Source organism: Thermoproteota archaeon (genome assembly GCA_030130125.1).
Classification (GTDB): Archaea; Korarchaeota; Korarchaeia; order Korarchaeales; family Korarchaeaceae; genus Korarchaeum.
On sequence record JARZZM010000014.1, the window covers coordinates 1 to 24,281 of the forward strand.

Sequence of the window (24,281 nt, forward strand, 5' to 3'; positions counted from 1 at the left end):
GGATAACTGGGCTGACTCCGAAGCAGATAGCGGACAGATCATCTGGAATCGCCCAGCAATTGTACGAGGCAGGTCTCATCAGCTACATCGGAACGGAGAGTCAAAAGTACCCGAAAAACTGGACCAAGGAGGACTTCGTCAGGATGGTTGAGCTCATAGGAAGTTATCCCCCCCTCGAGGAGGACGCTTCCTTCGTGTTAAGGAACATGAGGGACAGGCCCGTGGAGGGGGAGAAGGATGATCCAGCCCACCCGACCATCCATGTCGTCGGCTCTCCCGAGGAGGAGTTCCAGAGCAGGAACCACAGGCGAGTTTACGAGATAATAGCCAGGAGGAATCTAGCCACCCTAGCACCGGATGCCCTCATCAGGAGGGTGAATGTGGAGGTCTCAGTGGAGGAATACAGGTTCAAGGCAAGTGGCGCTGCCCTACTAGAGGAGGGATGGCTCAGGGTCTACCCCTACGCTAAGAGGGATTACTCGATGCCCCCAGTGGACAATGGAGAGGAAGTTAAGTGCATTGACGTAAAGATAGAGGAGAAGGAGACCCAGCCACCCAAGAGGTACACACCGGTCTCGATAATTAAAGAGATGGAGAAGTTGGGATTGGGAACAAAGAACACCAGGGTTCAGATACTGGATATACTCAAGGAGAGGGGATACATAGAGGGGAAAAGTTTCAAGCCCACGCCGCTGGGAGAGGCGGTCGCGGAAGTGCTTGAGGAGTACGTTCCAGATCTCACAAGCCCGGAGCTCACTGCTAAGCTTGAAGAAGCCATGGCGAAGATTGAGAGAGGGGAGTTAGACCACAGCTCCTTCCTCAGCGATGCGTTACTGAAACTAGAGCAGATAATGAGGGACTTCAAGAGTAAGGAAGGGCTCATCTCAGAGAAGCTGGCCAAGGCTGTTCAGGCATACAGGTTAACCCAGAACGTCGTCGGGAAATGCCCGAAGTGCGGAAGGGATCTCCTCCTCAAGAAGAGCAAGTACGGCTACTTCGTCATATGCTCCGGCTATCCTGACGACTGCGATGTGAAGTTCAACCTCTTACCTGGGGAGCGCATATTGAGGGAGGAGTGCAAGTGCGGTCTCCCGCTGGTGGAAGGGAAGATCAGAACTAAGAGTAAGAAGACCCTCAAGTACATCAGGTGCTTGGGTAATTGCGAGGAGAGCCCGGTGAGGTGCGCCAAATGCGGCGGAGTGATGGTTCCGAAGAAGGGAAAGTTTGGGGTGTACCTGCAGTGCAGGGAGTGCGGATCCGTGAACTTCTTCAGAGTAAGAAAGCGCTGATAGCCGATCTGGATGGGACCTTGGTCGACCTCCGCATAGATTGGGATTCCCTCAGGGAGAGGGTAAGGCGGGCGATGGGATGGGATCATCCCCTCAGGCCTTTGGGGAGGAGCATACCGCTAGCTGCAAGGAACGAGGAGGAGGTCAAACGAGCATTCGAGATAGTAGAGGAGGAGGAATTGAAAGCAGCATCGAGGGCTCGACCGGACGAGGAACTGAGAGAATTCTTCGTTTCCTTAAGGAGGAAGGGCCTCCAAATAGGACTTGTAACAATGCAGGCTAGCAGATCGGCCGTTTTAGTCCTGAGGAATATGGATCTAGCCGATCTGTTCGACGTAATCGTCACTAGAGAGTACTCTCTAGACAGGAGAGGACAGTTAGTTTACGCTCTGAAAAAATTGGGTGTTAGGGGTGGAGATTGCGTATTTCTAGGGGACATGGAGTGGGATGTAAGGTCCGGGAAGGAGGTCGGGTGCCTCACCATATGCGTTGGAGGGGAGATAGAAGGTGCGGATCTCTATGTGCGGGACCTCAAGGAAATATTCAAGTATTGACCAAGAGCTCGGGTTTCTCCTTTTCCAGCCTTTCAAGGAGTTTCTTCGCCCTTTCGGTGGCGTAAACCCTCATCCCGCCGCCGCTGTAAGTGACCCTCACTAGGCCCTCGCTCTCCAAGTATTTGATGACCTTGACACGGTACTCCCTCTTAGCAATCAGCTTGCTGGCCGTCATGCCCTTGTCGCCGCGCTTTACCAGCTCCTTTAGGATCCGAACATGGGACTTCAGTAATACCACCTGACCACCTCCTCATTCACTCTAGTACCGGTATTCTTAATAAATGTTTACCGACTTTAGGCTAAATCCATGCTGTATAAGGATGTAATAACAATAGTAAAGCCACAAATTTTACCAACATTCTCTGGAGAGTATAATTAGGGATCCTTACGACTTCGATGAACGACTTATTTGAACATAATGTGAACATTAAGTAACCTTACCAATGAGATGGAAACTAGGCTCCTTCCACATTTCTCAAGTATTCTCTTATGTAGGATGACAGAGATCTTACCAGTCTCTTCATTTCTCTCGCCTTTCTTCGTCTCTCTTCCATTTCTCTCTGGAGGGAGGCTAGTTGTTTCTCTAACTTTTGTATACCATCTGACGAAGAAATGGCAACCAGAACCCTCTCCAGAGTTATGCGGTCCAGCCTCTCTAGAAAGTATTCTATCTGCTGAACCAAGTGTTTACCGACTGAATCGCCGGAGTCTCCCAGTCTCTTCAGCCTATGCTTGAACGAGATCAAATTCTGCCTCTCCTGACCTAGAGGGTCGTAGATTATCTCGACCCTTATCATCCTACCCATTCTGGAGACTCGGGTGAACTCCTCAAGTCCCAAGTCGCTTATCACCCTATATATAGTTTCCGCTGGATTCCCTATCCCCCTTGGCCTCATCCTCATCCACCTCTATCTCGGCCACGATGGGGCCTCTGTACCCACAGTCCAGACAGATATATTCCTCCGGCAGTAGCCAGCCAGAGAAGGGGGAGAGCTTCCTTATATTAGTGCTCCCACAAACGGGACACACAGTTATCTTGATCGTCTTCTTTGACCTACCCACTTCCATCACACTTTCCCATTTCCTCCGTGATGTCGGTTCCATATATGCCGTGCTCCCTAATTAAAAATTGGTGATGTCATGCAGAGGAGGAAGGGGGTTACCGGCACGCTGGAGCAGGCTCTCCTCATAGCCGTGACCTTAGCATTCTTCTTGGGTATAGTTGTCACTCCAATGGCGAATGCAGCCAAGTTCGTCTGGGAAATGCCTCAGAACGCTTGGGAAAACTGGAACAACTTCGTTGATTGGTTGGATGATCTCATAAGCAACGTGTTCAGTCTCGATAGTGGTGGAAGCGGCGGCCAGAACGGCTGACCGAACCCTCTTTCTTTCATTCACATAGTAGGCTGAGGGTAACTTTTTCATTGGCGCTGTCCCATTTGAGCGATTCCGGTGGAGAAGGTGGTGATATTTGGAGGCGGAGGCCAACCTCGTCAGTAAGCTCAGGCGGATAGAGAGGAAGTGGCAGGCCAAGTGGGAGGAAGCTAGAATATTCGAGGCGGATCCAGACAGCAGAGAGAAATTCTACCTCACTGTGGCTTATCCCTATCCCAACAGCCCGCAGCACGTGGGTCACGGGAGGACCTATGGACTTACAGATGCGTATGCCCGTTTCAAGAGGATGCAGGGCTACAATGTGCTCTTCCCCATGGCCTTTCATTACACCGGAACTCCGATCCTCGCTATGGCAAAGAGGCTCAGAGAGGGTGACAAGGAGCTTATACGCATATTCACAGAGATATTCCACATACCCAAGGAGAAGCTTAAGGAGCTGGAGGACCCGCTCAAGATGGCTCGCTACTTTCACGAGGAAATTAAGTCGGGAATGAAGCTCATGGGGTACTCTATAGACTGGAGGAGGGAGTTCACCACCATAGACCCGCCCTACAACAACTTCATAACGTGGCAGTTCCACAAGCTCCACGAGAAAGGCCTCCTCACCAAGGGTAGACATCCTGTCGGTTGGTGCCCGAGGTGCAATAATGCGGTAGGTCAACACGACACAATAGGTGATGTAGAACCGGAGATCGCTGAGACTACTCTGATAAAGTTCGAGGATGAATTCATCATCCCGGTCGTTACCTTCAGACCAGAAACCATCCTTGGCGTCACCAATATCTGGATAAATCCGGAGGTGAAGTACAAGATCATAGAGGTGAGCGGGGAGAAGTGGGTGGTCTCCGAGGAGGCTCTGATAAAGCTCAAGTTCCAGAAGTTCCCCGTGAAGAAGGAGATTGGTGAAATCTGGGGCAGAGATCTGCTGGGGAAGAAAGTGAGAAACCCCATGACCCGAGAGGAGATCGTGATACTCCCAGCCAAGTTCGTTGATCCAGATTACGGGACCGGTATTGTGATGTCCGTCCCCGGGCATGCTCCTTACGACTATCTCGCCCTCATGGACCTCAAGAGGAATCCGGATGCTCTCAGGAAGTACGAGCTCTCTCCAGGGGTGCTCGATGGCCTCGAGCCGGTATCCATAATTGAGGTGGAGGGATTCGGCGAGTTCCCGGCCAAAGATGCCGTGGAATCCCTCGGGGTCAGGGACCAGAATGATGAGAGGGCTGAGGAGGCCACCGAGCTCGTCTACTCCAAGGAGTATCACTCCGGAAGGATGAAACCAAATACTGGGAAGTACGCGGGCTTGCCAGTGAGTGAGGCGAAGGAAAGGGTCAAGGAGGATCTGATAGCTGAGGGGAAGGCTTACATGTTCTACGAGATAGCCAACGCCCCTGTGTACTGCAGGTGCGGGGCCAAGATAGTCGTGAACATAGTTGAGGACCAGTGGTTCATCGACTACTCTAATCCCGAGTGGAAGAGGTTGGCCCATGAGGCCCTCAACAGCATGAGGATAGTTCCTAGGGAGGTCAGGAGGGAGTTTGAGGAGGCAATAGATTGGATGAGAGAGAAGGCCTGTGCTAGAAAGAGTGGCCTCGGGACCAAGCTTCCGTTCGATCCGGATTGGATGATAGAGAGTCTCAGCGATTCCACTATTTACATGGCCTACTACACGATAAGTAAGTTCATAAATGAGGGACTGGTTACCGCAGAGCACCTTGACGATGAGGCCTTCGACTACATATTCCTCGGGAAGGGAGATCCGGAGGACATCGCCCGCAGGAAGGGGCTCGATGAAGAGGTCCTCAAGAGGCTCAGGCAGGAGTTCACCTACTGGTACCCGCTCGACTCCAGGCACAGTGGTAGGGATCTCATATGGAACCATCTCACCTTCTTCATTTTCAATCATGTAGCCATATTCCCCAGAGAGCTCTGGCCCAGGCAGATAGTCGTGAACGGCTCGGTCACCATGGAAGGAAAGAAGATGTCCAAATCCTTGGGCAATATAATCCCGATAAGGGAGGCAGTGGAGATATTCGGTGCTGACCCCATCAGGCTGTCCGTTCTCGGTTCTGCCGAGCTTCTGTCAGATGCAGACTTCTCCCCTCAGGTAGCAGCCAGCACCCTCAGGAGGTTGTTTAGAATACACGAGATAGCCACGCAGTTCTCGGGAGCGGAGGAGAGAAAGGAACCGGAGGACTTCTGGGACAAGTGGATACTCAGCAGGACGAGAACCCACATAATAGCCACGACCGAGTCCATGGAGGAGTGCAGGAGCAGGGAGGCGATACAGCACTCACTCTACCTGATCCTCAACGAGATGGAGGAGTATTTAGATGCTAAGGAGAGGCCTAACGAGGGCATCATCAAGGCGATCCTCAAGATATGGGCCAGACTGCTCGCCCCCTTCGCGCCCCACATGGCCGAGGAGATCTGGGAGATAGTTGGCGGGGAAGGTTTCGTGTCCCTCGCTAGGTGGCCCGATCCCGAGGAGATGCCCCAGTACCCAGAGGCGGAGCTCTCATACGAGGTCGTGTCCAATGTTCTCGAGGATGTGAGGAGCATCCTCGCTTCAGGGGTGAAGGGAAGCAAGCTTTACCTCTACTTAGCGTCAGACTGGAAGTACGACCTCTTTAGGAGGATCGACGAGTTGAAGAGGGTGCATGGACTCGATCCGCGCAGGATAATACCTGAAGTGATGAAGGAGGAGAGGTTCAAGATCAAGAGCAAACAAGCGATTGACCTGATCAGGCAGTTCACCTCAGGCGGATGGCCGTGGCTGCCCAGCAAGGAAGCCGAGCTCGGAGCCCTCAAGGATGCTAAGTCCTTCTTGGAGAAGAAGCTGGGCTTGGAGATGGTGTTCGAGGACGAGGATTCACCGTCCTACGATCCTAAAAAGAGGGCCGGGAGGGCCGCCCCCGGGAAACCGGCCATCTACATAGAGTGATGGAAATCCTTCCATCTCACATTTTATTCGCTATATAGTCGAGGAGATCGACTACTCTAGCCGAATAGCCCCACTCATTGTCGTACCATCCGAACACCTTGATGAAGTTGCCATCCACAACCTGGGTCAGCTCGGGATCGAAGATGACGCTGTGCTCATCGCCCACCAAGTCTACCGATACTACGGGATCGTGGGCTATTCCTATGTACCTTGACAAGGGGCCGCTGGCGGCCTTCTCAAAGGCCCTGTTCACCTCATGGATGTTGGTCTCCCTCTCGACCTCTGCGGAGAAATCGACTATGGACACATCCGGGGTGGGTACCCTTAGGGCTATCGCGGCCAGCCTCCCCCTCAGCTCAGGGAATATCAGCTCTATGGCCTTCGCCGCGCCGGTGGATGTGGGTATTATGGACATGGCAGCAGCCCTAGCCCTCCTAAGGTCCCTGTGGGGCGCGTCCAGTATCCTCTGATCGTTGGTGTAGGCGTGAACCGTGGTCATCAATCCTCTTCTTATTCTGAAGCTCTCATGCAGCACCTTGACCAACATGGCGAAGGCGTTGGTAGTGCAGGAGGCGTTGCTTATCACGTGATGCTTGTCCAGATCCAGACCGCCCTCGTTGACACCCATAACAACTGTATAGTCTGCAGGTTCGCCCTTGGCCGGCGCTGTAATCACTACCTTCTTGACGCTGCCCCTCAGATGCTTTGCAGCATCGCTCCTAGACCTGAAGAGTCCTGTGGCCTCAACCACCACATCAATATCCAGCTCTTCCCACGGGATCTTCGCCGGATCCCTGACGCTGAACACCCTGATCTCCTTGCCATCCACGATTATGCTGGATCCCTCGGCCACTACGGTCCCGGGATACCTGCCGAAGACGGAGTCGTATTTCAGCAAGTGAGATAGCGTCTTGGGGTCCGCTATGTCGTTCACCGCTACGAATTCCAAGTTAGGGTTCCTCTGTCCTATCTTGAATACCTGCCTCCCTATCCTCCCGAATCCGTTAATCCCGATCCTGATCGGCATAAGGCATACTGAGGAGGAAAGTAAAAAGATTTCCTAAAGAAGGGGAGTTAGGAACTGACCCTTCTAGCGAATTCCTCGGCCACTCTCCTGTATCTCTCCATTTCCTCGGTGCCCATGGGCCTCACTTTCTTCAGGGCCTCCTCAAAGTGTTTCAATTGTATCTTTAGCTCGTCCTTGTGGGCTATTGCTTCCTTCGGATCCTTGTAATTGGAGATATGTTCCCTAAGAGCTATCAGGGCGGCCGTGTTCACCAAGTTCTCCAAGTCAGCGCCTGTGTATCCCTCAGTGCGCTTGGCCAGCTCCTCTAGATTCACATCGTCAGCGAGGGGCTTCCCCCTTGTGTGTATCCTGAGGATCTCCACCCTAGCCTTGTAGTCCGGCGGAGGGACATATATCAGCCTGTCGAACCTACCGGGCCTCAGGAGAGCTGGATCCAGCAAGTCGGGCCTGTTAGTCGCTGCTATGACTACGACCTTCCTCAGCTCCTCAAGACCATCCATCTCAGTCAGTAACTGGCTGATTATCCTCTCAGTCACCCTAGAATCGCCAGCAGCCCCCCTCACCGGGGCGATGGAGTCTATCTCATCGAAGAATACTATGGCCGGAGCCGCCTGCCTCGCCTTCCTGAATATCTCCCTTATGGCCTTCTCGCTCTCTCCCACCCACTTGCTGAGTATCTCGGGGCCCTTCACGCTTATGAAGTTCGCCTCGCTCTCGTTGGCAACAGCCTTTGCCAGCAACGTTTTACCGGTTCCAGGAGGACCGTAGAGGAGAATGCCCTTGGGCTGCTTGGCACCGCTAGCCTCGAAGAGCTCCGGGTACCTGAGAGGCCACTCGACCGCCATCCTGAGCTCCTCCTTGACCTCTTCAAGGCCTCCTATGTCCTCCCACTTCACATTAGGTACCTGGACTACTACCTCCCTCAAAGCTGACGGAGTTATATCCTTCAGAGCATCAAGGAAGTCTTGCATCGTCACTTGAAGTTTTTCCAAGACCTCAGCCGGGATCTCCTCGCTCTCGAATAGGTTCACCTCCTTCATGAGCCTCCTTAGAGCCCTCATAGCCGCCTCCTTGGCTAAGGCCGCGAGGTCAGCGCCCACGAACCCGTGGGTTATCTCAGCCAACTTATCGAGATCTACATCGTCTGAGAGGGGCATTCCCCTAGTGTGTATCTGCAGTATCTCCTTCCTGCCCTCCCTATCCGGCACCCCTATCTCTATCTCCCTGTCGAACCTGCCAGGCCTCCTTAGTGCTGGATCTATGGCATTAGGCCTGTTCGTAGCCCCAATAACTATTACCTCTCCCCTACCCTTCAGGCCATCCATGAGAGCGAGGAGCTGGGCCACTACACGCCTCTCAACCTCTCCAGTCACCTCCTCCCTCTTGGGAGCGATCGCATCTATCTCATCTATGAATATTATCGAGGGAGCGTTCTTCTCAGCCTCCTCGAATATCTCCCTGAGCCTCTTCTCGCTCTCACCGTAGTACTTGGACATTATCTCCGGGCCCGAGATGCTTATGAAGTGGGCGTTGCTCTCGTTGGCAACAGCCTTCGCCAGCAACGTTTTACCGCAGCCCGGTGGTCCATAGAGCAGCACGCCCTTGGGCGGCTCAATGCCAAGCTTTTGGAAGAGCTCCGGATGTCTTAGAGGTAACTCTACCATCTCCCTTATCTTCTGGATGGCATCCTTGAGGCCTCCTATATCCTCATAAGTGACTCTGGGGATCTTCCTCTCCTCTGGAGCTGGTTTCTCGCTTATCTCTATGTCAGTATCCGGACCGACTATCACAGCATCGGCCACAGGCTGTATTCCCACAACCACTAGTTCTATCCTAGTTCCCAGAACGTTGATCGGTATCCTGTCCCCTCTAGTGAGAGGCCTCCCTTCGAGTAGTCTCTTCAGGTACTCCTCCCCGCCCAGTAATCTCATGGGCTCTGTCGGGGCCAGCAGCACCTTTCTAGCAGGCTTGGCTATGGCCTTTCTCACCCTGACGGTGTCGTCTATGGCCACACCAGCGTTCCTCCTCGTGTAACCATCAATTCTGATGATGCCCTTCCCATAATCGGCCGAATAAGACGGCCAAGCCCGGGCGGCGGTCACCTTGGTACCTTCAATCAGGACCACATCGCCCGTCTCTATGCCCAGCTCTGACATGGTCTCTGGCTCCAACCTAGCGATGCCCCTGCCCACGTCTTGAGAGTGTGCTTCCGCCACACGGAGTGTAACGTACTTCCTCTCGGATGACATCAAATCACCTCCTCCCATAAAAAGGATGGAAACCGGATGCTCACTCCACCTTTATCCTAGTGCCCTCCTCCTTGATAGGCTCCTTAGGCTTCAGGGTTATCTCCAAGATGCCGTTATTATATCTAGCCTTGGCGGTCTTCGGATCTACCTCAACCGGCAGCTCTACTTGGGTTCTGTACTTCCTATCGCCGTTCTCCGCCTTGATCTTGACTATCTTCTCCGTCGCCTCCACTTCTATCTTGTCCTTGGTGACTCCAGGTATCTCCGCTATGACCTTCACCTCGTTTGCCTTGTCGTCCACGACAATGTCGACGAAGGGCTCCCTGTATCCAGCCTCCTCTATTACCGGAGGCTTGACATTACCGAACCTTCTCACTATGGGCTTGCCATCAGGACCTATGGTTATACTGAATCCATACACATAAGGACCGCGGATCTCACCCTCGCCCTTCATACCGGCGAAAATCTCGTCGATCATCTTCTCGAGCTCCTCAAAGTCCTTCTCCATATCCTCGAGAATCCTCCTCCAGTACCTGTCCCACCACATACTCTCGACCTCCCATTATCCGTTAAGTTAAGTTAATATAAAAACTTTTCCAAATTTAGCGTGAAAATCTCTTCAGATTCCGGAGGATCTCCTCCCTCATCCAGAGTAGATGAGACTCTACAGACTCCAGTTCCAGCAATAAGGTATCTATATCTTGTATCAAGTTGGATGTCCTCGTCACTGTCTCGCTAAAGGAATTGAGGTTGCTCAAACTCTCCAGCCTTGATCTGATTTCGTCGAATCTCTCCCTTATGTCCTTAGATGGAGAGGTTGAAGTTGGTTCTATCTCCAGTGCCCTTATCTGGAGGGAGTCCTCTGTCAAAGTCACGACTAGGCGTATTGAACGTGATATCTTGTAGTACTTCCTAGGCCTCCCAGGCCCCATGTTGACCGAGTAAGATTCAACTATACCCAAGGATTCAAGTTCCCTCATGTGCTTTAGGGCAGCAGGCGGAGTTATACCCAGCATATCAGCTATCTCCTTAAGGGTTAGAGGCTTCCTCGTTAGCATAGATACTATTCTTCTCCTAGTCTCACCTGATAGGGCCTCGATTATGTCCTCGGCTCTCATTTCCCATCTGGTAAAATAGTATATAAGGAATTATTTAAGCATTTATTTGGATGTGTCAAGGACTACAACGTTCAATAACTAGTTTAACTGAAACGTGAGGCGGCTCCTCGGGTGAGAACTTGACCTTAAAGGAGGAGATCGATGCTAGGGTCTCTCCAGGCGTCGCTTCATCTAGGGGCGTTGCAACCATTGGTGTTATGGCTGCTCTGGTGGCAGTAGCCACGATGGTGATCCAGATCCCCACACCAGCGACTCAAGGTTACATAAACCTAGGAGATACCATCGTCATGCTCTCGGGGATCCTCTTCGGGTCCGTGGTGGGATCCCTCTCGGGCGGAATAGGATCGGCATTAGCGGACCTGCTAAGTGGATACGGTCACTGGGCACCGTTCACTTTGGTGATAAAGGGTGTAGAGGGATTCCTAGCGGGCATTGCCAAAGGGAAGGGCAATGTGATCTCCTTGCTCATCTTAGCCGTTGCTGGTGCTGAGATGGTAGCTGGTTACTTCGTAGTGGAATGGTACCTCTACGGCCTAGGAGGGGCCCTTCAGGAGGTGCCAGGTAACACATTCCAAGCAGTATCGGGAATAGTTTTCTCCTACCTGCTCGCCCCCGTCATCAGGAGGGCGTTAGGGGAATGGTCGTGAAACATAGGGGAAAGCTTCCCCCAGACTTCCTTTTCAGAAACATCATAGGGAAGCTACCGATCGAAGGTGATGGGATCCTGTTAGGCCCCTCCTTGGGCGAAGATGCCGCTATACTTGAGGTGAAAGAACCTCTGCTGGCTGTGCACTCAGATCCGGTGACAGGAGGCGGGAAGCTAGCTGGCTGGCTCTCTGTGTACGTGGCATCCAACGACATAGCGACAAGAGGTCTGAGTCCTAAGTGGCTACTCGTAGTCTTGCTTTTTAGGGATGGAGTGGATGAAAGCGAGATCTCTGAGCTAGTAGATCAGGTAGGGGAGGCGGCTAGGGAGATAGGTGCCGTGGTGATCGGCGGACACACAGAGATCACCCCCGGACTTCCGTTCAACATAGTGGTGACTACAGCCATGGGTGCTGGCGGGGTTGTTCTCAACACCAGAGACGCCAAGGAGGGCGACTCCCTCATCCTGACCAAAGCTGCCGCATTGGAAGGGACCGCCATCCTAGCCACCGAGCTGAGAGGCCTCTTGGAGGAGAAGGGCGTGGATCCTCATATCCTAGACAGGGCATCTGGGTTCATAAGGGAGATAAGCGTTGTGAGGGATGCTATGTTAGCTGCTAACCTAGCTAGGGCGATGCACGATCCTACAGAGGGTGGACTTATCGGGGGAGTCCAAGAGATGGCTCTAGCCTCGGGGAACGGATTCGTAATATATGAGGAGAACATACCCCTGAGAGAAGAAACGCTCGCTGTATGCGAGGCGCTGGAGATAGATCCTTTGAGGCTGATAAGCTCGGGGAGCCTCCTCATATCCGTGAGCGAGGAAAGGACAGACGAGTTGATCAGCGAGCTCAGGAGGGAGGGGATAGAGGCCTCCGTAATAGGCAGATTAACGGGGAGAGGGGAGGGGATGAGGCTCGTAAGAGCCAACGGTATGGTAGAGGATGTCAGTGAGCCTGTGATGGATGAGCTGTGGAGGGTCCTTCCCTCCTGAACCATTCAATTAAAGATCCCACCTTCTTTTATGTTTAAAAAATAAACCCAGCTGGAGTTCGGGGATTCCCTTGGAGGTCGTGGCATGCGTTAAGTTGGTTTACGATGAGACCCAGATGCCTGTGGAGGGGGATCGCCTCTTAGTGGATCAAGCTCCCGTGAAGATTAGTGATATAGACAGGAATGCTATCGAGGAAGCTGTCAAGATAAAGGAGGAGCTTGGTGGAAGAGTGACTCTAGCTGTCGTTGTTACAGGACCCTTAGATGAGGCTATCTTGAAGGAGGCCCTCGCCATGGGGGCTGATAGAGCTCTAATCGTGGAAGGAGATGCCGTTAAAGGGCATAATCCCTATAGGACAGCTCAAGCCATAGTGAAAGCCTTGAAGAGAGACGGAATCGATCCCAATCTTGTGGTGTGCGGGGAAGGCTCTTCCGATCAGTACAGCTGTGCCCTGCCAGCGATGATCGCCGAGATGCTATCCCTCCCGGTGGCGACATTCGTGGGGAAGCTGGAGGTAAAGGAGGGCAAGCTAGTGGTGGAGAGATACTTAGAAGGGGGCTTCGAGACAGCGGAAGTTCCACTCCCCGCGGTCATCTCAGTAACCTCGGAGGTCAATGAGCCTAGGATCCCGACGGTCCTCCAGATAATGAAGGCCGGCAAGAAGGAGAGGAGCTCGGTAGATGCCTCTGAACTTGATCTGAAGTTTCCACCCATCGAGCTGGTGGAGATAAAGGCTTACGTGAAGGAGAGGAGAAGGGAGAAGGTTGAGGGAAGCGTGAACGAGGTGGTAGATAGGATAGTGAAAGTCCTAGAGGAGAAGGGGGTGATCTGATGAAGATAGTTGTGGCCTCCGACCCGTCCAATCTGCCCAAGCTGGTTGGTGCCGCTAAGTCCCTGTCTCCCGAGGTCATTGAGGCTGTAAGTACTGACAGGGTCTCTATACCAGTTGACAAGCTCGTAATCGCTGATCTGACCCTTAATGACTGCTGGACCAGCGCCTTGAGTGAGAGGGAATTCGATTTGATGCTTCTTCCCTCAACGAGGGACTTCAAGGAGATAGGGGCTAGAGTGGCCGCTCGCAAAGGTATTTCTTACCTGTCAGATGTCCAAGAGCTCGAGCTAGGCGATCAATTGGTGGTATCGAGGATGGTGTTCAGCGGGAGGGGCATAGAGAAGCTGAAGGCTCCTCTTCCCGCTGTCATCACTATAGAATTGGATGCATTCGAGCCTATTTCCGAGGGTGGGGGCCCCTCTTCAGTAGAGGAGTTGAAGGTGGATTGTTCCCCGAGGATCAACTTGCTTGAGAGGAGGGAGAGGGAGGCAGAGGTCGACCTCTCAAAGGCCGAGATAATAGTGTCCGTCGGCAGGGGTCTCAAGAAGAAGGAGGATCTAGAGATGATAAGGGAGTTAGCATCCCTTCTGGGCGCGGAGATCGCGTGCACTAGACCCATCTCTGCGGACTTCAAGTGGCTGCCCGAGGAGAGGCATGTTGGAATGACCGGTGTGAGAGTGAAGCCGAGGATCTACCTAGCCTTGGGTATCTCCGGCCAGATACAGCATGTGGTCGGTTTCAGGGACGCAGAAACTGTTATATCAGTAAACACGGATCCTGATGCTCCTATATCAGAGGTGAGCGACTACTTCGTTGTGGCCGATCTTTACGAGGTGGTCCCCAAGCTGATAGAGGAGATAAGGAATAAAAGAGGCTCCTAGGGTTTAAAACTGATTTTAATCCTCCAGCAGTTCCCCTCCTAACACTTTTATCGCGTCCTCTACTCCCTCTTTCGGGCCGGTCAGGATTAGGATATCGCCCTCTCTGAGAATCTCCTCGTCCTTAGGTGCGTATATCCACCTAACTCCCCTCTTTATAGCAAGTATCCACATACCTGTCTTCTCCTCTAGGTCTAGATCCTCTATCCTCCATCCCACCGCCTCGCTGTCCTCCCTCAGTGCTACCCTCACCACGGTATCCTCGCTCTCCTCCACTACGATCTCTAAGACTGGGTGAGCCGGAACTCCTCTCTCCACTATTAGGGCCATCCTAGAGGCTGCGTCCCCTAGCCTTTCAGATGCTGATGCTGCCCTTATCAGCGGTACGATCTCCTCGGGCCTCGAGCTCGGGAGGAGATCCTTGATCACCTTGGCGAAGAGCTCGTCTTCCAGTTCATCGAGCTCGTCTTCCAGTCTAGATACTTCAGAAGCCATAGCTGGATTGTTATAGAGGATGGAAGCATAGGCTAGATATATCGCGAGCTCCGATAGGCTTTTCATACTGTTCAGTCTCTCAGCTATCTCTTTAGAGGCCTCATCGACCTTCTCCAATGGTCTCTCTGGTACCACAGGCTTGGAGTTCTCTCCTCGAGCTAAGGCTCTAGCTGTCTCTATGCTGTCCTTTGTGCCTTCCAGCAGAAGCAAGTCCCCTACTTCAAGCTCCAAGTCGGGCGGAACATCAAATATCCACCTTCCTTTCTTCTTAACAGCTAGTACCTCGCAGCCAGCCATGTTCGCGGGATCGTATAGATCCTCACCCCTCATGGATATTAGAGGAGACGTTTCCTCGATCCTCACGAGCCCTATGATTTCCTCTGCAGTGTAGAGCATCCAGCTTAAGGCTGGATGGACGGGGTATCCTTTGAGGACCAGTCTCACAAGGTCGGCCATTGCATCCGATATCTCGTCCACAGCTATGCCTATATCCAGCAGGGCAGCGAGCTCCTCAGCCTCTTTGGGAGATCTACCAGCGACTATTGTCATCTTGAAGAGGTTATATCTCAGTTCATCGAGTTCTGATTCCAGACCTAAGACCTCCTCAGCTAACTCCCTGTCTTGATACATTAGAGAAGCGTATGCGAGGCTCAAGGCGAACTCGGATGCGTCCTTCATCTCGACTAGGATATCCCTTACGCTCCTTGGCTCACCCTCTGAGGCCATTCCTCTCCTTCCCCAAAGGCAAGGTTAAAAACCTGATTCGTCCACATCGTCGCTCCCTAAGTACTCTCCTGTGGCGATCTCTATCATGTCTAGGGGGATCTTCCCGGGATTCTCCAGCGTGTACGAGTATCCCACGGGTACCTCTGCTCCCTTTCCCCTAGTTATTATCCTCTCCTCCCCGTTGACCGTGACTCTAGCAGTTCCGGTGAGCACCTGCCAGTAGATGCTCCTGTGGTAATGCTTCCTAGGCCCGAACCCCTTCCCCGGATATATCCTCAGCCTGCTCACCTCATAACTCTCCCCCCTGAGGAGGGTAGTCTTAGTTCCCCATGGCTCGTAAGTCACTCTGTGCCTCAGCACCTCAGGCACATTCTCCCTGAGCATGGTTTCGACGAGTCCCCTGAGTTCCTGTCCTCTTCCCTTGGGCATTACCAGAATGGCGTCCTCGTCATCCACCACAATCATGTCCCGGACACCGACCAAGGCAACCAATCTCTTCGACAGTACCAAGTTTCCATCGGACTTAGCATGCTTCACACGTCCGCTTATGGCGTTTCCCCTGTCATCCTTATCCAGAAGTTCGTATATCGAGTCGAAATTCCCTAGGTCGCTCCATCCTAAATTCTTCGTGGGAACGATGGATAGCAGGTGCGGCACCTTGGCTAGCACGCCTGAGCTCACATCTACCTTCTGAACGTTCCTGTACGCTTCCCTTGGATCATCAAATCTTTTGAAGGGCTCCGAAACCCCAGGCAGATTCTCTTCAATGGCCTTCACCATTACATGGGCTTTGAACGACATGATCATGGTGCTCCAGTACCAGTTTCCCTCCTCCAGCATCTCCCTCGCCCGCTCAACCCCCGGCTTCTCGACGAACTCCTCTACCTCGTAAACTCCCTCATAGATTTCCCTCCCAGCTTTTATGTAACCGAATCCGGGTTCGGGCTTCGATGGGGGAACGGAGATGAGGGATATTCTCCCATGATCCGCGGACTTGAGGGAGGAGGAGAGTGCCTTGAACAACTCCGATTCATTCAGGATCATGTGATCTGACGGGAAGACAGTCACATTGATGGGGGAGTCGAACAGGTCCATGGCCCTTATGAGTCCGTAGTAGATAGCGGGCGCAGTATCCTTTCTATCAGGCTCTAAAATGACCTTCTCCTCGTCCAGATCTATGTCCATCTCCCTAGCCTGACCTATCACTTGATACTTGTACATCTCCGATGTGATGACCATCACATCATCGGCCACGATGGTGGCCCGCTTGAGGGCCTGCTGATAGGTGGAAAGATCGCCTAGGACTTTAGCAAACTGTTTTGGATATTCTTTACGGCTGAGCGGCCAGAGTCTAGTTCCGAAACCACCAGCCAAGATCATGGCTATCTTCATGGCAGCTTACCAGCCCGTGATGTAGGTAGATCCTATTAAGCGTTGGTAGGAATCACGTATGATCATTCTTTAAAGTATTCTATTATACGTGTCTTAATGAGGTAAAAATACTTCATCGCGTTCTAGGAAATAAGCCGGTTGACGGCGGTTTTGGCGAGGCTTGACAACCGGTATTGTGCGACTGGAAAATTAAGAGTTTTTAATTAAATGAGTAGAGGCGTTAGTTTCTCTCATGGAAGAACCAGTTAATCATCTTAATTAATGTTCACGATAAGGCAGTATTTATAAGTAAGCGTTCCAGAGCACTTAGTAGCACCCTTCCCGCACGTCTTGTGTGAAAAGGGAGGTACTTCCCATGAGGAGGTATGGAGTTTCCAAGTATGTGACCGCGGTAGCGTTTCTAGTAATAGGCCTTATCGTGGGCGCCGCAATCGCTATGTCCTCACCCGGACAGGTGGTCACTACTACTGTCACCCAAAGCAGGGTTGTCACGGTCACCAAGACGATCACCCCCGCAGCGCCAACCACTACCCCAACCACCACTCAGAAACCAACGGGATTTACTGGCACTATCTACATAGGTACCACGATCTCCCTGAAGGGCAAGTTCGCCCATGAGGGAGAGTACGCTCTGAACGGATTTAAGGTCGCTATAAAGTGGCTGAACGAGGTGCATGGAGGTATAAAGGTTGGAGACAAGGTTTACAAGGTTGAACTGAAGTATTATGACGACGAAAGCAGCAGTCAGAGAGTACCGGAGCTCTACAGTAAGCTGATAACTGAGGACAAAGTGAACTTCCTGCTAGCCCCGTATTCATCCGGTCTGACAAAGGCTGCCGCCCCAGTCGCCGAGCAGAACAAGATAATCATGGTGAGCCATGGAGGCGCTAGCGATTCCATCTTCCAGCAGGGTTACAAGTACGTGGTACAGACTCTGAGCCCGGCCTCCACCTACCTGAGGAGCGTGGTGGACCTCATAGCTGAGAAGGATCCGAACGCCAAGATCGCTTTAATATACGAGAACGCCGCCTTCGCCGCTACGGTAGCCAAGGGAGCTAAAGACGAGATCCAGAAGAGGGGTCTCAAACTAGTCTACGAGAAGCCCTATGAGAAGGGAGCCACCGAGTTCGGATCCATAATAAACGAGGCAATGGCTGCCGGTGCTGAAGTGCTCCTCGGTGGTGGTCACTTCGCCGATGGTACTGCCCTAGTGCAGCAGGCTTGGCAGCTCGGATGGAAGCTGAAGGGCATAGGCATAATAGTGGCACCTGCGCTGGCCGAATTCAAGGAACAGCTGAAGGAAGCCGCTGACGGTGTGATGTACCCTGCCCAGTGGGAGATAGGGGTCAAGTACAGTCCAGAAGCTGCCAAGAAGCTCGGGATAGAATGGTTCGGGCCAACCAACGAGGAATACATACAGATGTACAAGGAGATCTCCGGAGGAGGTATGCCTGACTACCACGCTGCCGAAGCCACTGCCGCCATACTGCACCTAGCTAAGGCGATAGAAGTCGCTGGAAGCTTGGACTCTGACGCCGTCAGGGCGGCCTTCAACAAGGTGGACATAATGACCTTCTTCGGAAGGCTCAAGATAGATCCGGCCACCGGACTGCAAGTGGGCCACCAGATGGTGGTCGTGCAGTGGCAGGCCGGTGAGAAGAAGATAGTTTATCCGCCGGAGGCGGCTCAGGCGGGCCCAATATACCCGGCCGAGAACTGGTACAAGAGGTAAGTCTCCTTCCCTTCCTCTCCCCTATTTTTGGGTGGTCGTTATGGATGTGTCGATCCTCGCGATTAACCTCGTTAACGGTTTCCTATGGGGCATAATCCTAGGATTCGCTGCCGTGGGACTCACCCTGCTGTGGGGGGTCATGAAGGTAGTGAACTTGGCTCAGGGAGAAGCAATACTGATGGGGTCCTACGTGGCGATAATCCTGTTCACGCAGTACGGTCTGAACCCATTGATAGGCGGTTTAGTGGCCTTACTAGTGGGACTAGCTGCCGGATTCCTGATTTACTGGGCGCTACTACACAAGCTGGTGGGCAAGGTCGAGAAGATAACGCTGAAGATAGAGATGTCTACCTTGCTGGCCATGTTCGCGTTGAGCATAGCCTTGCTCAACTTCTACTACTACACCTTCGGGAGTGAGCCCAGAGGTTTCGGTCTCTGGAGCATAGGCCTTCCCTTCATAAGGGTTCTGGGAACAACCATCAGAACAAACATCCTGCTTGCGGACGCTCTCGCTTTGATAAGCGTTGCAATCGTCTACCTCTTCTTGGACAGAACCATACTTGGCAAGTCCATAAGGGCCGTAATGCAGGACGCTCAAGCAGCCTCTCTAGTCGGGATCAATCCCGTGAGGATAAAGTTGCTTACCACGGTCTTGGGAATCGGCCTAACCGTCTTCTCGGGGTTCATGGTCCTCCTATTCGAGGCCTCAGTGACTCCGGAGATAGCGTACAAGTATGCTCCTCTCGGCTTCGTAGTCGTGGTGCTAGGAGGACTCGGAAGCGTGGTTGGGTCGTTGGTCGCCGGCATCATAATAGGGATAATCTATGGCCTGTCTAAAGTAGTGGTATCTATCTTCAATCCGAGGATCAGTGACCCAGTAGCCCTGTCCACCGCTTTCATAGTCCTCATACTAATCCTGCTGTTCAAGCCGGAGGGAATATTCGGGAGGAAGAGGTGAGATGGCCGGTAAGGAGAGCACTCTATCCCACTACCTAAAGAGTCCCACCCTCTTAGTGATCGTGTTCGTGGTGCTCGGGATACTCGTCGCAAGGATGCTGGGAATGAGCACCTTAGACACGTTAATGACCATCATGTACTTCATGGGCATCGCTCTTTCGCTGAACATAATCATGGGATTCGCCGGCTATGTGAGCTTCGGACACGCGGTGTTCTTGGGACTGGGAGGATACGCCTATGTACTCTTAGTGTACTTCATCAAACCCCTAGCCGAACTCCAGAACATGGGCTTCGGCCTTGGAGCATTCTTGGTCGCCGTGCTCGCTGGCCTCTTCGCAGCTACCATAGCTGCCAGCGTCGGAGCTGCGGTGCTGAGGCTCAGGGGCGCCTTCTTCGCCATAGCCACTATAGGATTGGACTTCACGGCCCTCTATCTGATGAAGGCCATAGTGCCCGAGCTTAATCCGGAGCAGTTCTTCGGAGCGCAGATAATCCTGCCAGCTGACAAGATAGTGGAGAAGGATGTTGTGTTCAACGCCATGTTCCTGACCCTGATCATCCTGCTAGCCGTGAACTACTACATCAGGAAGTCGCCTTTCGGCGTGGGACTGACAGCTATAAAGGAGGATGAGGACGCTGCTGAGGTATTGGGGGTCCCCACCACTATGTTCAAGATAATAGCCTTCACCTTAGCTGGGTTCTTCGCTGGAATGGTTGGTGCTCTATTCTCGCTCAACGGTGGAGGCGTGGACGAGACCCTATTCAACTTGGGACACAGTATAGACATGATAGTCATGATAGTCATAGGGGGGTTGGGAACCGTATTGGGACCCGTTGTGGGTTCATTGATATACTTCGAACTCTATGACCTCCTATTAGTACACTATCCAGGCGTGAACCTGATCATCTTGGGAATCATAGTTGCGATAGTGGTCTTATTCTTCCCTGAGGGGCTCATAGGACTCCTGAGGAAGTATAAGGTGGGGGGAGTGAGACTAAGGGACCTTTTGGAGTAGGGAGGGGATTGAATGGAGGATATCTTGGTTGTTGAGAATGTTACTAAGAGGTTCGGTGGCTTAGTCGCCAACAGCAAAGTCACCTTCTCGATGAAGAGGGGCGAGATCTTGGGCCTCATAGGTCCTAACGGGGCCGGGAAGACCACGCTCTTCAACGTCATAACTGGTGTCTATAAGCCAGATGAGGGTAGGGTGATATTCAAGGGGGAGGACATAACGGGGAAGCCGCCTCACGTCATCACTAGGAAGGGTATAGCGAAGACACACCAGATAGTGAAGCCGTTCAACGACATGACGGTACTGGAGAACGCCATGGTCGGGGCGCTCTTCGGGAAGAGAGCTCGCCAGATAACTATAGGGGAGGCTAAGGAAATCGCTTACCAGTCCCTAGAGCTAGTAGGGTTAGAGGAGAAGGCCGAGGAGCTCGCCGTGAAGCTGACACTCAGGCAGAAGAAAATGTTAGAGTTGGCTAGGGCCCTCTCCGCCGAACCTGAGTTGCTCCTGCTTGATGAAGTGCTGGCAGGTCTAAACCCGAAGGAGGTGGAGGAGGCCCTTGAGATCATAAAGAAGGTCAAGGAGGAGAGGGATCTGAGCATCATAATGATAGAGCATGTGATGCATGCAGTGATGAACATTGCCGGCAGGATAGTGGTACTGCATTTCGGCTGGAAGATTGCCGAAGGTACTCCCGAAGAGGTGGCCAACAACCCGGAGGTGATAACCGCCTACCTAGGGGATCCGAGATATGCCTTGAGGTTCGTCAAGAGGAAAGGAGGTGAAGGAGATGGCTCTTCTTGAGTTGAAGGACATAGATGCTGGGTATGGGGAGACTCAAGTCCTCTGGAACATCAACCTGCAGGCCGACGAGGGTATCATAACAGTCATGCTCGGGAGTAACGGCGCCGGAAAGACCACCACGCTCAGGGTAACCAGTGGCATCCTACCGCCTTGGAAGGGCCAGATCCTGTTGGGAAACGAGGATGTAACTAAGCTCCCAGCGCACAAGAGGGTCGAGCTGGGGATAGTAATGGTCCCTGAGGGTAGGAGGCTCTGGCCCGAGCTCACGGTCTTCGAGAACCTTGAGTTGGGCGCTTACACCAAGAGAGCGAGGGATAAGTTCGACAGCAGCTTGGATCTGGTGTACAGTCTGTTTCCTAGGTTGAGGGAGAGGAGAAGCCAGCTGGCCGGTACTCTGAGCGGTGGGGAGCAGCAGATGCTCGCCATCGGGAGGGCTCTCATGGCAGATCCGAAGATTCTGCTTATGGACGAGCCCTCCTTAGGCCTAGCACCCAAGCTTGTCGGTGAGATAATGAATGTCATCAGGAAGCTGAGGGACGACGAGAAGCTTACCGTCTTCCTAGTCGAGCAGAATGTGCACATGTCCCTTGAGATAGCGGACTATGGCTACGTGATAGAGCAGGGGAGAATAGTCCTGTCGGGTCCCAAGGAAGAGTTGGAGGGTAGTGAGAGGATAAAGAAGGCCTATCTGGGCCTCTAAATCCCAACTTTTATTGCTATCTGTTAAATCTTGTAAGGCACCCTCATTCTAGATGAGGCTCGTCAGCTTCTGGGGAAAGGGTGGAGTAGGTAAGACGACAAGCTCGGCTTCCTTGGCGGCTGGGCTTTCCGAGGAGGGGATGGATGTCCTCCTTCTGACGACGGACCCGACCCCTACTCTTTCTGATGTGCTGGACTTTCCCTTGAAGAGTGAGCCCTCCAAGGTAAACGGGTTCAGGGGGCTGTGGGCGGCGGAACTGAGTGAGAGCGCCGTGATCGAAATGTGGAAGGAGAGATTCGGAGAGGAGGTCTACGAGGTGGCTTCCTCCTTCCTGCCGGTGGGGAGGGACTTCATAGACTACGTGGCTAGAGCCCCTGGCATAGCGGATCAGTTCATGCTCTACCTCCTGCACGAGTTCTGGAGAAAGGGGGGTTACGACATCATAGTCTGGGACACACCCGCGTCCAGCGGAAGCATCAGATTGCTGAGGATAGAGGAGGAGTTCTACTCCCACATGAACGACGCCATACGCATGTATCTAAAGTTGAAAGGATTCTTGGAGAGGATAAGGAGGGGAAGGAGGGATCCCTTGGCACTGATAGAGGAATGGAAGTCCATAGCTCGAGGTATAATGGACATGCTGTCAAGCGACTCCCACCACCTCATACTGGTGGCCATTCCCGAGAAGATCTCCTATCTCCTGACGCTAAGGATGAGGGATGAGTTGGAGGGGATGGGCATAAAGGTCAGGGCGCTGGTCGTGAACAGGCTACTCAGGGACTGCAAATGTGATAAATTGAACAGGATGGCCGAGATCCACGCGAGGGTGCTGGAAGAGTTTAAGGCATCCTTCAACCATGTAAGGGTGATAGAGAACGTCGACTATGAACCGGTGGGTAGGGAGGGTTTGCTTAGGTTTTACGACTACCTGAGGGAGTTGGTATGAGAGACAGGGCCTATCTGGTGTGGAGCCTGCTCGTCTTAACCCTATCCTACACGGTGCCTCACCTCGCTCTCAGGGAGTGTAGGGACCTCTCGCTATACGCGTTCTGGCTGGTTCTCACGCTGGTTCACTTCACCGTCACCCTGATCTACCTCAGGGGGGATGCCTCGTGGAGGAGCTAGCCGCAGCGGTGATCACCCTCACCCTCTACCTGCTGATGGGGACGATTATAGCCCTCCTATCTAGGAGAGTGGGAATAAAGACTACGAGCGATTACTACGTGGCGGGCCACAGGCTGGGCGGCATACTAGCTGCTATATCCTACGCAGCGACTACCTACTCCGCTTTCATGATGGTCGGGCTGGTCGGGCTCACGTACGCGACCGGTGTGGGAGCTTTCGGGTTCGAGATAACCTACCTCCTATCCACCATATTCCTCCTGAGCTACGTCGCACCCAAGGTCTGGAAGTTGGCAAGGGAGAGGAACTGGGTGAGTCCAGCTGAGATGATATCAGACCTTTATGGCCTGAAGCCGCTATCTCTCATCGTGGCTGCCATGTACCTCATAGCCCTGATACCCTACGCCTCGGCACAGCTCATAGCCGTCGGTAGAATGGTTGAGGGGATGGCTCCCGGCCTCTATTGGCTCGGCATCCTGCTGGGAGTGGTTGCAGCCCTGATATGGACAGGACTATCTGGGATGTGGAGCCTCGCCTCTACCGACCTGTACCAAGGCCTGTGGATGATACTGGCCGCCATCGGATTCGTGGTATGGCTCTTCCTGTGGGGTGGATCGGATATAGCGAGCGGCACAGCCAAAATGGCTGAGAAGGGCCTCCTAGGTATGAAGTGGTCTCCCCTAGTCTTCGTGTCCTACTCGATTCCTTGGGCCTTCTTCGCGGTGACCAACCCCCAAGTGGTCCAGAAGCTGTACACGCCCAAGGACGAGAAGGCCCTTAGGAGGCTCATAACCCTCTTCACCCTGTTCGGCCTTTCCTACACGGTCATAGTGACGGTAATAGGACTCGCGAGCAGGGCCCTGACCGAGATCGGACGCCTCCCCGTCATCAAGGTGGGCGATCAGGTCACCCCCTCGCTGCTCAGCTACGCTCCCCTTCCCCTTGCCGTCTTCGTCTTCACCTCCATCGTGGCGGCTGCGATGACCACCATGGACGCGATAGTCTTAGCTCTCTCCTCCACCGCCTCTAGGGACGTGTACCAGCGCTACTTGGGAGGGAAGGACAGAGCGGCGATAAACTTGGGTAGGATCTCCATCCTCATCCTACTGCTCGTCCTGAGTTACGTGGCTTACCTGAAGATCGGTTTCATAGTGGATCTATCTGTGCTTGCATCGGCGCTGCTACTCCCCCTAGCCCCAGTTACCTTGATCGGATGGTTCTACGGTAGGAGGAGTAGGGTAATGGGCTACGCCGCGGCAGCATCTCTCGCCTCCGGGTTCCTGATAGGCCTGTACTGGGCATTGGTGCACGGCGCGAGGAAGTCTCTGACTACACCCATATTCGGGCTCCCTTCCACCCTGTTCATCCTCTTAGTGTCCACCCTTATAATGATGGTTCCGCTCGTGAGGAGGTGA

General features: G+C 53.1%; 25 protein-coding genes. 16 read left to right on the forward strand and 9 right to left on the reverse strand.

Going from position 1 to position 24,281, the window contains the following annotated elements; all coding sequences use genetic code 11:
- Both QI197_03005 and QI197_03010 read left to right on the forward strand, forming a co-directional pair.
- Window positions 1-1,289 (forward strand): DNA topoisomerase (locus QI197_03005; GenBank protein MDK2372328.1); only part of this gene is annotated, 1,289 nt, incomplete at its 5' end.
- Entirely contained in the window at window positions 1,241-1,843 is a 603-nt protein-coding gene (locus tag QI197_03010; protein MDK2372329.1) for an HAD-IA family hydrolase, read from the forward strand. The genes QI197_03005 and QI197_03010, both read left to right, overlap by 49 nt.
- Here the strand turns inward: QI197_03010 and QI197_03015 are convergent.
- From QI197_03015 to QI197_03025, 3 genes are all read right to left on the reverse strand, one after another.
- Window positions 1,833-2,081, reverse strand: a complete 249-nt coding sequence (locus tag QI197_03015) for a hypothetical protein (GenBank protein ID MDK2372330.1) — start codon at window positions 2,079-2,081, stop codon at window positions 1,833-1,835. The two genes, QI197_03010 and QI197_03015, sit on opposite strands and share 11 nt — an antisense overlap.
- 217 nt (window positions 2,082-2,298) lie before the next feature.
- Window positions 2,299-2,739, reverse strand: a complete 441-nt coding sequence (locus QI197_03020) for a hypothetical protein (GenBank protein MDK2372331.1) — start codon at window positions 2,737-2,739, stop codon at window positions 2,299-2,301.
- A complete protein-coding gene (locus QI197_03025; protein ID MDK2372332.1) occupies window positions 2,696-2,911 on the reverse strand; it encodes a hypothetical protein in 216 nt (71 codons plus the stop codon). The genes QI197_03020 and QI197_03025 overlap by 44 nt, the downstream gene beginning before the upstream one ends.
- 72 nt (window positions 2,912-2,983) lie before the next feature.
- On the opposite strand from QI197_03025, the gene QI197_03030 reads away from it, so the two are divergent.
- Window positions 2,984-3,217, forward strand: a complete 234-nt coding sequence (locus tag QI197_03030; protein ID MDK2372333.1) for a hypothetical protein — start codon at window positions 2,984-2,986, stop codon at window positions 3,215-3,217.
- 97 nt (window positions 3,218-3,314) lie between these two features.
- Complete coding sequence (leuS, locus tag QI197_03035) at window positions 3,315-6,185, forward strand: leucine--tRNA ligase (protein ID MDK2372334.1); 2,871 nt, start codon at window positions 3,315-3,317, stop codon at window positions 6,183-6,185.
- Between the two features lie 16 nt (window positions 6,186-6,201).
- On the opposite strand, the gene gap is transcribed toward leuS, so the two are convergent.
- The 4 genes from gap to QI197_03055 are packed head-to-tail and all read right to left on the reverse strand — an operon-like array spanning window position 6,202 to window position 10,579.
- Window positions 6,202-7,212 (reverse strand): type I glyceraldehyde-3-phosphate dehydrogenase, encoded by a 1,011-nt coding sequence (gap, locus tag QI197_03040; protein MDK2372335.1) that lies wholly within the window; start codon window positions 7,210-7,212, stop codon window positions 6,202-6,204.
- A gap of 47 nt (window positions 7,213-7,259) precedes the next feature.
- On the reverse strand, window positions 7,260-9,461 hold the full coding sequence (locus QI197_03045; protein ID MDK2372336.1) for a CDC48 family AAA ATPase: 2,202 nt from the start codon (window positions 9,459-9,461) through the stop codon (window positions 7,260-7,262).
- 40 nt (window positions 9,462-9,501) lie between these two features.
- Window positions 9,502-10,008, reverse strand: coding sequence for an Hsp20/alpha crystallin family protein (locus tag QI197_03050; GenBank protein ID MDK2372337.1), 507 nt, complete (start codon window positions 10,006-10,008; stop codon window positions 9,502-9,504).
- A gap of 55 nt (window positions 10,009-10,063) precedes the next feature.
- Window positions 10,064-10,579, reverse strand: coding sequence for a helix-turn-helix domain-containing protein (locus QI197_03055; protein MDK2372338.1), 516 nt, complete (start codon window positions 10,577-10,579; stop codon window positions 10,064-10,066).
- Between the two features lie 119 nt (window positions 10,580-10,698).
- Between QI197_03055 and QI197_03060 the strand changes: the two genes are divergently transcribed.
- The 4 genes from QI197_03060 (at window position 10,699) to QI197_03075 (ending at window position 13,931) form a co-directional block, all read left to right on the forward strand.
- Complete coding sequence (locus QI197_03060; GenBank protein ID MDK2372339.1) at window positions 10,699-11,226, forward strand: ECF transporter S component; 528 nt, start codon at window positions 10,699-10,701, stop codon at window positions 11,224-11,226.
- The gene (locus QI197_03065) at window positions 11,223-12,218 is read left to right on the forward strand and encodes an AIR synthase family protein (protein ID MDK2372340.1); all 996 of its coding nucleotides are present in this window, start codon (window positions 11,223-11,225) and stop codon (window positions 12,216-12,218) included. Before QI197_03060 ends, QI197_03065 begins: the two co-directional genes overlap by 4 nt.
- A 79-nt stretch (window positions 12,219-12,297) precedes the next feature.
- The gene (locus QI197_03070; protein MDK2372341.1) at window positions 12,298-13,050 is read left to right on the forward strand and encodes an electron transfer flavoprotein subunit beta/FixA family protein; all 753 of its coding nucleotides are present in this window, start codon (window positions 12,298-12,300) and stop codon (window positions 13,048-13,050) included.
- Window positions 13,050-13,931: an electron transfer flavoprotein subunit alpha/FixB family protein gene (locus tag QI197_03075; GenBank protein ID MDK2372342.1), complete on the forward strand. Its 882-nt coding sequence runs from the start codon at window positions 13,050-13,052 to the stop codon at window positions 13,929-13,931. Before QI197_03070 ends, QI197_03075 begins: the two co-directional genes overlap by 1 nt.
- 15 nt (window positions 13,932-13,946) lie before the next feature.
- Here the strand turns inward: QI197_03075 and QI197_03080 are convergent, their stop codons facing one another.
- Together QI197_03080 and QI197_03085 are read right to left on the reverse strand one after the other, a co-directional pair.
- Window positions 13,947-15,149: a TrkA C-terminal domain-containing protein gene (locus tag QI197_03080; GenBank protein MDK2372343.1), complete on the reverse strand. Its 1,203-nt coding sequence runs from the start codon at window positions 15,147-15,149 to the stop codon at window positions 13,947-13,949.
- Window positions 15,150-15,173: 24 nt separating this feature from the next.
- Entirely contained in the window at window positions 15,174-16,541 is a 1,368-nt protein-coding gene (locus QI197_03085) for a mannose-1-phosphate guanylyltransferase/mannose-6-phosphate isomerase (protein ID MDK2372344.1), read from the reverse strand.
- Window positions 16,542-16,896: 355 nt separating this feature from the next.
- On the opposite strand from QI197_03085, the gene QI197_03090 reads away from it, so the two are divergent.
- From QI197_03090 to QI197_03125, 8 genes are read left to right on the forward strand one after another with little or no spacing between them, the layout of a single operon-like run.
- Entirely contained in the window at window positions 16,897-18,273 is a 1,377-nt protein-coding gene (locus QI197_03090) for an amino acid ABC transporter substrate-binding protein (protein ID MDK2372345.1), read from the forward strand.
- 40 nt (window positions 18,274-18,313) lie between these two features.
- Window positions 18,314-19,231, forward strand: coding sequence for a branched-chain amino acid ABC transporter permease (locus QI197_03095; GenBank protein MDK2372346.1), 918 nt, complete (start codon window positions 18,314-18,316; stop codon window positions 19,229-19,231).
- Between the two features lies 1 nt (window position 19,232).
- The gene (locus tag QI197_03100; protein ID MDK2372347.1) at window positions 19,233-20,246 is read left to right on the forward strand and encodes a branched-chain amino acid ABC transporter permease; all 1,014 of its coding nucleotides are present in this window, start codon (window positions 19,233-19,235) and stop codon (window positions 20,244-20,246) included.
- Between the two features lie 12 nt (window positions 20,247-20,258).
- Entirely contained in the window at window positions 20,259-21,044 is a 786-nt protein-coding gene (locus tag QI197_03105) for an ABC transporter ATP-binding protein (GenBank protein MDK2372348.1), read from the forward strand.
- Window positions 21,031-21,744, forward strand: coding sequence for an ABC transporter ATP-binding protein (locus QI197_03110; protein ID MDK2372349.1), 714 nt, complete (start codon window positions 21,031-21,033; stop codon window positions 21,742-21,744). The genes QI197_03105 and QI197_03110 overlap by 14 nt, the downstream gene beginning before the upstream one ends.
- 52 nt (window positions 21,745-21,796) lie before the next feature.
- Window positions 21,797-22,690 carry an ArsA family ATPase gene (locus QI197_03115; GenBank protein ID MDK2372350.1) on the forward strand — a complete coding sequence of 298 codons (894 nt, stop codon included), beginning with the start codon at window positions 21,797-21,799 and terminating at the stop codon, window positions 22,688-22,690.
- A complete protein-coding gene (locus QI197_03120; GenBank protein MDK2372351.1) occupies window positions 22,687-22,869 on the forward strand; it encodes a hypothetical protein in 183 nt (60 codons plus the stop codon). Before QI197_03115 ends, QI197_03120 begins: the two co-directional genes overlap by 4 nt.
- Window positions 22,857-24,281 (forward strand): sodium:solute symporter family protein, encoded by a 1,425-nt coding sequence (locus QI197_03125; protein MDK2372352.1) that lies wholly within the window; start codon window positions 22,857-22,859, stop codon window positions 24,279-24,281. Before QI197_03120 ends, QI197_03125 begins: the two co-directional genes overlap by 13 nt.

Excerpts from the sequence above, each read along its gene's own strand:
- QI197_03050 (MDK2372337.1), bottom strand. The coding sequence starts at position 10,008 with ATGTGGTGGGACAGGTACTGGAGGAGGATTCTCGAGGATATGGAGAAG.
- QI197_03025 (MDK2372332.1), bottom strand. The coding sequence starts at position 2,911 with ATGGAAGTGGGTAGGTCAAAGAAGACGATCAAGATAACTGTGTGTCCC.
- QI197_03090 (MDK2372345.1), top strand. The coding sequence starts at position 16,897 with ATGAGGAGGTATGGAGTTTCCAAGTATGTGACCGCGGTAGCGTTTCTA.
- QI197_03080 (MDK2372343.1), bottom strand. The coding sequence starts at position 15,149 with ATGGCCTCAGAGGGTGAGCCAAGGAGCGTAAGGGATATCCTAGTCGAG.
- QI197_03075 (MDK2372342.1), top strand. The coding sequence starts at position 13,050 with ATGAAGATAGTTGTGGCCTCCGACCCGTCCAATCTGCCCAAGCTGGTT.
- QI197_03110 (MDK2372349.1), top strand. The coding sequence starts at position 21,031 with ATGGCTCTTCTTGAGTTGAAGGACATAGATGCTGGGTATGGGGAGACT.
- QI197_03095 (MDK2372346.1), top strand. The coding sequence starts at position 18,314 with ATGGATGTGTCGATCCTCGCGATTAACCTCGTTAACGGTTTCCTATGG.
- gap (MDK2372335.1), bottom strand. The coding sequence starts at position 7,212 with ATGCCGATCAGGATCGGGATTAACGGATTCGGGAGGATAGGGAGGCAG.
- QI197_03055 (MDK2372338.1), bottom strand. The coding sequence starts at position 10,579 with ATGAGAGCCGAGGACATAATCGAGGCCCTATCAGGTGAGACTAGGAGA.
- QI197_03105 (MDK2372348.1), top strand. The coding sequence starts at position 20,259 with ATGGAGGATATCTTGGTTGTTGAGAATGTTACTAAGAGGTTCGGTGGC.
- QI197_03020 (MDK2372331.1), bottom strand. The coding sequence starts at position 2,739 with ATGAGGCCAAGGGGGATAGGGAATCCAGCGGAAACTATATATAGGGTG.
- QI197_03045 (MDK2372336.1), bottom strand. The coding sequence starts at position 9,461 with ATGTCATCCGAGAGGAAGTACGTTACACTCCGTGTGGCGGAAGCACAC.
- QI197_03115 (MDK2372350.1), top strand. The coding sequence starts at position 21,797 with ATGAGGCTCGTCAGCTTCTGGGGAAAGGGTGGAGTAGGTAAGACGACA.
- QI197_03120 (MDK2372351.1), top strand. The coding sequence starts at position 22,687 with ATGAGAGACAGGGCCTATCTGGTGTGGAGCCTGCTCGTCTTAACCCTA.
- QI197_03085 (MDK2372344.1), bottom strand. The coding sequence starts at position 16,541 with ATGAAGATAGCCATGATCTTGGCTGGTGGTTTCGGAACTAGACTCTGG.
- QI197_03030 (MDK2372333.1), top strand. The coding sequence starts at position 2,984 with ATGCAGAGGAGGAAGGGGGTTACCGGCACGCTGGAGCAGGCTCTCCTC.
- QI197_03100 (MDK2372347.1), top strand. The coding sequence starts at position 19,233 with ATGGCCGGTAAGGAGAGCACTCTATCCCACTACCTAAAGAGTCCCACC.